We start from the raw sequence: 2275 nt of genomic DNA on the forward strand, positions 1-2275 counted from the left end.
CACAACAGGTCGGCCTGGACAGGCACCTACCTGATCGGACAGTCCCTCCGCCTACTGCATGCGCCCGGACAAGGCTCGGCCGACGGTGGAGACCTCGCCACGCCGCGGCCGGTCGGTAGGTGTGAACGTCGACGGACGGCTGGGTAGCCCGGAACCACCAGGTGTACGGAACGCGCGTTCGACTCGGGAAGCGATGCCGCTGCCGGTGTGGTCACGGGGCATCATCCCTGGTCAGGGTCGCATGGCGACCGGTCGAACAGTGATTTCAGGGCCGGTAACCAAGATCCAGCGGTTTTTATTGTGGTGCGTTAGGTCCACCTGGTAGGTCGATGGGTAGGCGCGACGGTGGCGTCTGGCTGAGCGTCTTTTTAGTTGAGGGCGTTCGTGCTCGCGGCGGGGGTGGGTGAGGAGTCGGGGATGGTGGGGAGGTGCAGGACGGAGCCGCCGGTGCCGGTGGCGACGGTCACGTCGACGGGTGCGGGGTTGGGGGTGAGGGTGTCGGCGGCGCCGCCGGAGAGCCGGATGGCGATGCGGTGGCCAGCGGCGAATCGATAGTGGTCCGCGCGGATCTGCAGGTCGAACGTGATGAGTGTGCCTACGGGTGCCGGTGTCGGTGTGGTGTGCGAGGTGCGGTGGCTTGCGCGCAGGAATCCGTTGTTCACCAGGGCTGAGGTGCCATCCGGGGCGATGTCGAGGAGTTCGGCGTAGAGGTTGGCGTCGGGGCCGGACAGGGATGCCCGCAGGGTGAGTGCGGGGTGGCCGAGCATCGACGTCGCCTGGGTGAGCGGTGCGGTTTGGAACGTGGCTGATCCGGCGGGGCTTGCCGGGTCGGCGGGCTGGTGGAACGTGGCGGACCCGCTCGTGCCGCGGTCTGCGGACAGTGTGCCGTCCTGGCTCAGGGACAGCGTCTGCGTCCGGGCGCCATTTTTGGGGTTGTAGTTCGAGACCTCGCGCCAGCCGTCGCCGATACCGGCGGGGCCTTCGTAGCTCACGAAGGTGGGGCGGGTCGGGATCGGGACGTCGGGCAGGTTCTTGACCCAGCGGTCGAACCATGCCAGCAGCAGGCCGGGAGCGAGTCCCTCGGGGTTACACAGGCCCGGGCAGTTGGGGAAGGCGATCGGTGAGAGATGCTGCCAGGGTCCGTAGATCGCCCAGGTCCGGTTGAGAGCACCTTCGATGTTGGCCAGGGTGCCCGATCTGAAGTACTGGTCTTCCCACCCGCCGACGGTGAGCACGGGAACTTTGATCGCGCTGTAGCGGCCGGTGAAGGATCGCTCCTGCCAGTAGGAGTCGAAGGTCGGGTGCTCGCGGTTGGCGGCGTACTCAGCGGCGGCGTCGATACGGCCCTGGCTGAGGAGCTGGGCAGTACCGGGCCAGTTGTCGATGGTCCCGCCCTCGGTGGTCTTGATGCCGCCCGGGTAGATGACGTCGTCGTAGAGGCTCGCTGGGGGTTGGAGGGGCGCGATGGCCAGCAGGTGCGGCGCCTGCTCGATGGCGGCGCCGTAGGTGGTCTGGCCGCCGTAGCTCTCGCCGAACATGCCGATGCGCCCGTCGGAGAACGGCTGAATCGCCAACCATTCGATGAGGTCACGGGCGTCTCGGCTGTCCTGGGCCGACATGGCATGCTGCCAGGTCCCACCGGAAGGTCCGGTGCCCCGCACATTGCAGACCAGACCGTTGTAGCCGCGGGTGGCGAAGTACGCAGCCTCGCTCTCGAAGGTGGAGCGGATAACGGCATACGGGGTGAACTCGATCACCAGTCCGGGAAACCGGCCAGCAGCCGGGGCGCCGTTTTCGGCGGGACGCACGAGCGAGCAGTCGAGCTGGGTACCGTCTCCCGCGGGCACCTTCACAGAGGTCCGCGTCGAGTCGAACGTCGCCGGACGGGTGTACGACCACCATGCGTTGGTCGCCGCCGACAGCGGTGCCGTTTCGGTCGGACGCGGGCCACTCGCCGACACCGCTGTGCTGTCCGGGGACGACGCCGAGCACGCGGTTATCGCCATCGCCACCGCCGCCAGCACGGGCCAGAAGCGTCCGCGCCCCCGCGACCGCAGGAATCTCCCGCGCCTCGGCGACACAACCTGTCCGGCGCTCACCGTGGCACCTCGCTCGACACCGTCCGCGCCCTCACGGGGGGGCGGGCTGGGCATGCGATGGTCCGTCCTGTTAGTCGGCGCCGGCGGGTCGGGCTGGTGACCGCGGCGAGCCTCCGCGATCAAAGCCTCTGTCTCGGCTGCGTTCAGCAGATTAGGGTGCGCACGCAGCGGGCTAG

1 protein-coding gene is annotated in these 2275 nt (G+C 68.5%); it reads right to left on the reverse strand.

The features are described from left to right. Nucleotides 1-368 precede the first annotated feature (368 nt). Entirely contained in the window at nucleotides 369-1847 is a 1479-nt protein-coding gene (locus AC559T_RS11785) for a CocE/NonD family hydrolase (protein ID WP_498868715.1), read from the reverse strand. Between the last annotated feature and the right edge of the window lie 428 nt (nucleotides 1848-2275).

Source organism: Frankia sp. Hr75.2 (genome assembly GCF_949319125.1).
In the GTDB taxonomy this organism is placed as follows: Bacteria; Actinomycetota; Actinomycetes; order Frankiales; family Frankiaceae; genus Parafrankia; species Parafrankia soli.